Here is a 6,000-nt window from a genome sequence, read left to right as displayed (position 1 = left end):
GTTGGGTCAGGCGTAAGTGTTGATAGACACCTTTGCCAGCCCGCGCACGGCTTTCTAAGCTCGGTGTCGCCGAACCAAGGACCAGGGCTGCTTGATTGTACTGGGCCCGTAGAATGGCGACCTCTCTGGCATGATAACGGGGATTGCTGTCTTGTTTGTAGCTGGCTTCATGTTCTTCATCGATAATCATGACACCCAGATTTTTCAGTGGAGCAAAGATGGCTGATCGAGCGCCAACAACAACTTGGGCATCGCCGCGTTCTACCTTGCGCCACTCGTCGTACTTTTCACCATTGGACAGGCCTGAGTGGAGAATGGCTACTTTCTCACCAAATCGGGCAATAAAACGTTCCGTCATCTGTGGCGTCAGGGAAATCTCAGGTACCAGCAAAATGGCCGTCTTACCCTTATCCAAGGCTCCTTGGATGATCTGTAAGTAAACCTCCGTTTTCCCACTTCCTGTAATCCCTTGAAGGAGGAATGGAGGCTGTTGACTGCCAATAGCACTGACAACGGCATCACGCGCCTGTCTTTGTTCTGGATTCAATTCCAAAGGTTGACTGACCTCAATGCCTTCGAAATAAGCAGCTGAACGTTGCACTTCCTTTTGGACTATGGACACAGCACCTTGTTCCACAAGGAAGTTGACTTGCTCGCGTGAGTAGAATTCTAACAAGCTAGCCAGAGGAGCACTCTCAGGATGAGACAGCAAATAGTCTCTCAGCTCTGCCTTTTTCTTAGCACGCGCAGAAATCTCAATCTTCTCTAGCTGAGTAGCATCAACCTCATACCAAGACTGGGTCTTGACCTTCTTTTGATCGACTGCCTGGTATTCTAAGCGGAGCAGCCCTTTCCTGGTCAAGCGCATCATTTCTGCCTGTTTGGCAAGGTCTAGAGAAGAAAAGACTAGCGCATCTTCTGAACCAAACAGACGCTCTCGGTCTGCCTGACTCAGACCTTCCAAAGGATAGAGGATCTTATCATAACTAGAGTTTAAAAATCCTGGAAGCATGGCTTTTAGAATGGAGATTTTGTAAGAAAAGACGGACTTGCGTAACTCCTCAGCTAGCCAGAGTTGCTCTTGAGTCAAGACGGGAGAAAAGTCTAGCACCTCTGCAATCTCCTTCAAGTCCTGACCTTCCATCTCTTCATCCGACTGGGACTCCAGGCCAAGCACAATCCCTTGTATCAAACGATTACCCTTGCCGAAGGGGACATGAACCCGCATACCGACTTCCAGCATCTCTACAAATTCCTCAGGGACCTTGTAACTGTATGGCTGGTCCGTCTGCATTAGGGGAACATCCACGATTATCTTTGCAATAGCCATCTTCTCACCTCCTTCTTGTCAGTACATTCTTGCAATAGAAAAAATAAGATTGAGTCCCCCCAACCTTAAATTTTTTCACCATCTTCTTTTTCTTTAGCAATTTGCTCTTTGATTTTCTTTTCTTCTTCTTCTCTGCGGCGTTTTTCTTCTTCGATACGGAGACGAACCGCTTCACGTTTTCCTTCTGGATCTGGGTGAATGGTTACATTTCCAGACTCGATTTCTTCCAAAGCGCGAAGAGTTGATTTTTCAGACTTAAACTCTTGAGTTGCTGGCGCACCTGCTTCTAGTTCGTGGGCACGTTTTGCTTCCAAGATTACGAGTGAATATTTTGATGGCACCTTGTCTAGCAAGGTATCAATAGAGGGTTTTAACATCATTTGCTTGTACCTGTTTCCTATAGTTTATCGAGTAGTTGGAGATTTTGGCAACATCTCCTGATAGTGACCAATGACACGGTCCACACGGAAGTGTTCTGCTTCGATTACACGCTTGACACGTTCAGCAGCGAGGGGCACCTGATCGTTGACAATGGCATAATCATACTCACGCATGAGGGCAATTTCTTCCTTGGCTTTTTCGATTCGTTGGGCAATCACTTCAGCACTGTCTGTTCCACGACCTACCAAACGATCTTGCAATTCATCCAAATCTGGTGGCGTTAGAAAGATAAAGACAGCATCTGGAACCTTTTTCTTAACCTGAAGGGCTCCTTGGACTTCAATCTCAAGAAAGACATCGATTCCCTTGTCTAGGGTTTCATTGACATAGGTTAGCGGAGTTCCATAGTAGTTACCGACATATTCTGCATATTCCAACATCTGACCTTGACGGATTAGCTCTTCGAACTCTTCACGAGTACGGAAGAAATAGTCCACTCCGTCCACTTCACCAGGACGTTGCGCACGCGTCGTCATCGATACAGAGTATTGAAATTGATTCTCAGAACTCTCAAAAATCTCTCTTCTAACCGTTCCTTTCCCAACTCCTGAAGGACCAGAAAAAACGATTAGCAAGCCTCGGTCTGCCATTATGTCTCCTTTAGTTAGTCTGTGAAATAAAGTAAAATTTCTCTCGAATACTGATGATCGCGTCAGTTATCCTTCTACAGTCTTTCTATCTAGTGTAACAAAAAAGCAGTAATATTTCAACTGCTCTTTCTTATTTATTTAGCATAATCTACTGCACGAAGTTCGCGGATCACGGTTACCTTGATATTTCCTGGGTAATCGAGATTATTTTCAATTTTCTCACGAACTTTGTGAGCCAAGATTGTGACTTTGTCGTCCTTGATTTGTCCTGGATTAACCATGATACGGATTTCACGTCCTGCTTGAAGAGCAAAGCTATTTTGCACTCCTTCAAAGCCATTGGCGATTTCTTCCAAATCATGGAGACGCTTGATGTAGCTTTCAAGAGACTCGCTACGAGCACCTGGACGCGCTGCACTCAAGGCATCTGCTGCAGCAACGATCACTGCAATGACGCTTTCGGCTTCGACATCGCCGTGGTGGCTAGCAATGGTATTCACCACAACTGGGTGTTCCTTGTACTTACGAGCCAACTCCGTGCCAATCTCAACGTGGCTGCCTTCAACCTCGCGGTCAATAGCTTTCCCAATGTCGTGAAGGAATCCAGCACGACGGGCAAGAGCTGCATTTTCACCAAGTTCACTGGCGATGATACCAGATAACTTAGCAACCTCAATCGAATGACGCAAGACATTTTGTCCATAAGAAGTACGGAACTGCAAACGTCCCATAATCTTCATCAAGTCTGGATGGAGGTTTGGCGCACCAATCTCATAGGCAGCAGCCTCCCCATATTCACGGATTTTATTGTCAATCTCTTGACGGTTTTTCTCCACCAACTCCTCGATACGAGCTGGGTGGATACGGCCATCCTTGAGCAACATTTCCATGGTCATACGAGCAATTTCACGACGAATTGGATCAAATCCTGACAAGGTTACCACTTCTGGCGTATCGTCGATAATCACATCGACCCCTGTCAAACTTTCAAAGGTACGAATATTACGCCCTTCACGACCGATAATGCGCCCCTTCATGGTATCATCTGGTAGGTGAACTGTCGAGTTTGTTGACTCTGCTACATAGTCACCAGCGATACGCTGCATAGCCTGAACCAAGATATCTTTCGCAATCTTGTCTGAACGTTCCTTAACTTCTTGCTCAGCCACACGAATGCGGCTAGCAATTTCCTTGGTCAAGTTTTCCTCTGTCTGAGCCAAGATAATATCTCGAGCCTCAGTTTGGGAAAGGGAACCGATACGTTCAAGTTCAGCTTCTTTTTGTCTTTCGACTTCCTCTAATTGCTCTTCACGTGCATCAAGGTTTTTTGCTCTATCAGAAATACTTTGTTCTTTTTGTTCAAGTGTTTTTTCTTTGTTCGTCAAATTGTCGTCCTTACGGTCAAGGCTCGTAGCTCTCTCCGTCAAACGACTTTCAATTTGCTTGAGCTCCTGACGTTCTGACTTAAATTCAGCGTCCACTTCTTCACGGTATTTTCTGGCTTCCTCTTTGGCCTCCAATAGTGCTTCTTTTTTAAGAGACTTGCTTTCGCTCTTGGCTTCATTTAGCAATAAATCCGCTTCGCGCTCAGCTTGTCCTCGTAAATTAGTTGCTTCTTGTTCAGCATTTAGAAGCATCAACTCTGCAGCCTCTTGAGATGATTTCATCTTAGCTGAGATGCTGACATATCCAATGACTAAACCAATGATGACGGCAAAAACAACAATCGCAATGGTCATGATTTCCATGTTTTTACCTCATTAAATTTGTTTATCGAATGACATACATTCCTTAATATTCTATCATAAAAAATCGATTTTCACAAACCCAAATTGAAGAGTTTTGTGTGAATTTTAGGAGAAAGTTCGCCTGATTCAATCTTCATTTTGACTAAATGCTACAATAAAATATATTTGATAGTCATTTGTAATTTAGATTTTGAAACGAAGGTAATTTTGTACAAAATCACGATATTTTTCATTCTTCAATAGTTCATTGAGTTTATCTTTGTGGTTTTTTATATTTATATAACCATTCTGTAATCCATAGTAAATTTCAACTAAATATTTTTTTACCTCAATATCAGGAATTCCAGGATCATCCACTGTTATCTCATCTCCTATTTTTGATATAAATAAATTTTTTAAACCTTTTTTCCATAAAAATGATAACAAATCAAAAAAATATTTCTGCTTAACATCAAACATACTATACATTGTTTTCTGATTGATAGACACCAAAGGATAATCCGACATAATACCAGGAATATCATAGTTTAAAATTATCGATAACATCTCAAAATACAGGTACGAATTTCTCTCATAAAGATGTTCAAAATATTTATCTATTTCATCTTTGTCTAAGTATTCAAATAGTGAGACTAGAATATTTTCAGTTCCTCCCCAACCATTCATCCACTTAATAATATAGTTTGCTTTCTCGCTTTCATCAGTTTTATTTGAAAGTTTTTCTAATGACTTTTGAAATTCTCTCAAACTCAATTTTTCTTCTTTCATTTGTTGGTTTTTTTCCTGTACCTCTCTATAATTTTTATCTACATAATAAATTTTAAAAATCAATGATAACATTTTTCCAAAGTCATCATCTCTCAATTTACTCTTTTTCAAAATGTTATCTATGACTTCTCCTGTAGATACCATTCGATTATGATTCAGCTTAAATTTTTTATCAATGAGATTTTCCTTTGTTGATTCCATTTCCTTACTATTTAAAATTACAATAATTTTAAATTTTTTATTCTCAGAAAGATGGTCAATATAACCCAATAAATCATTGTAATCTGAAGGGTTATCTGATTTTGCTGCATCTGAAGGCTTATCCGATTTTGCTACATATGAAACCCGTTCAAGATCATCAAAAATAATGATAGAATCTCGCTTCATCAAATCCGTTCCAACTGTTTTAAAGAACCATTTAAAAACTCCTCCAACAAGTGGAATAAAGTCCAAATTTCCGAGTATGGATTGTTTTTCTATCTCATTAATCAATATTCTCTCGGCTTGCTCTCTTGTTTTTATACCAAAGCAGGAAATATAGTAGATTTCTTTCTTTTTGTAAATTTGATTTTCAAAAAACGTCTTTATAAAAAATGTTTTCCCACTCCCCCAAGAACCATCCAGCCAGTACACATTATGAATAGAGTCAGGACTATTTAAAAACTCCACCAGATGAGTTTGAAAAGGATGGTCATCCAAGTCATATTCTGGAAATAGCTCTGGGTCTAGTTTCTTATAATTAACTTTTTTTAAAATTATGTCTAAAAACCAGAATAGTATTGTTGGTATAGTCAGTGCTAACAATATTATTACACGATTCACATACAAAATTGAAATAATATCTTTTAAAAAATTATAATTAGATACAAATTTATAAATAGGTAAAGCAAAGCGTTTAAATTGTTCAATCTCAAGTGCAAGATATAGTACCCATATACTGGCTATAAATATTTTGTACCACTCAACAATTCTAACATTACTACTCCATGATGGCCTTTTCAATAAATATTTTAATGGTTTGAAATTCAGAAAAAAATTAAGAATCCTCGTCATTATATTTTTCATATATACCCCTTTTAATCTATATTATCATGATTATACCACAAAATAAGAGTTATAAAGC

The 6,000-nt window shown here is 39.8% G+C and carries 5 protein-coding genes; all 5 read right to left on the bottom strand.

What is annotated here, in order from left to right; all coding sequences use genetic code 11:
• A partial coding sequence (priA, locus tag HMPREF2655_RS05035) for a replication restart helicase PriA (protein WP_070837942.1) occupies window positions 1-1,330 on the bottom strand: 1,330 nt, incomplete at its 3' end.
• A gap of 65 nt (window positions 1,331-1,395) precedes the next feature.
• Window positions 1,396-1,710, bottom strand: a complete 315-nt coding sequence (gene rpoZ / locus HMPREF2655_RS05030; protein WP_002875802.1) for a DNA-directed RNA polymerase subunit omega — start codon at window positions 1,708-1,710, stop codon at window positions 1,396-1,398.
• Window positions 1,711-1,734: 24 nt separating this feature from the next.
• Window positions 1,735-2,361: a guanylate kinase gene (gene gmk, locus HMPREF2655_RS05025; RefSeq protein ID WP_000775041.1), complete on the bottom strand. Its 627-nt coding sequence runs from the start codon at window positions 2,359-2,361 to the stop codon at window positions 1,735-1,737.
• A gap of 134 nt (window positions 2,362-2,495) precedes the next feature.
• On the bottom strand, window positions 2,496-4,109 hold the full coding sequence (locus HMPREF2655_RS05020) for a ribonuclease Y (protein WP_070837939.1): 1,614 nt from the start codon (window positions 4,107-4,109) through the stop codon (window positions 2,496-2,498).
• A gap of 183 nt (window positions 4,110-4,292) precedes the next feature.
• On the bottom strand, window positions 4,293-5,942 hold the full coding sequence (locus HMPREF2655_RS05015; protein ID WP_142352129.1) for a P-loop NTPase fold protein: 1,650 nt from the start codon (window positions 5,940-5,942) through the stop codon (window positions 4,293-4,295).
• Window positions 5,943-6,000: the final 58 nt, after the last annotated feature.

The organism is Streptococcus sp. HMSC066F01, from assembly GCF_001837335.1.
GTDB classification, from domain to species: domain Bacteria; phylum Bacillota; class Bacilli; order Lactobacillales; family Streptococcaceae; genus Streptococcus; species Streptococcus oralis_S.
This window is presented reverse-complemented; position numbering and strand designations above follow the sequence as displayed.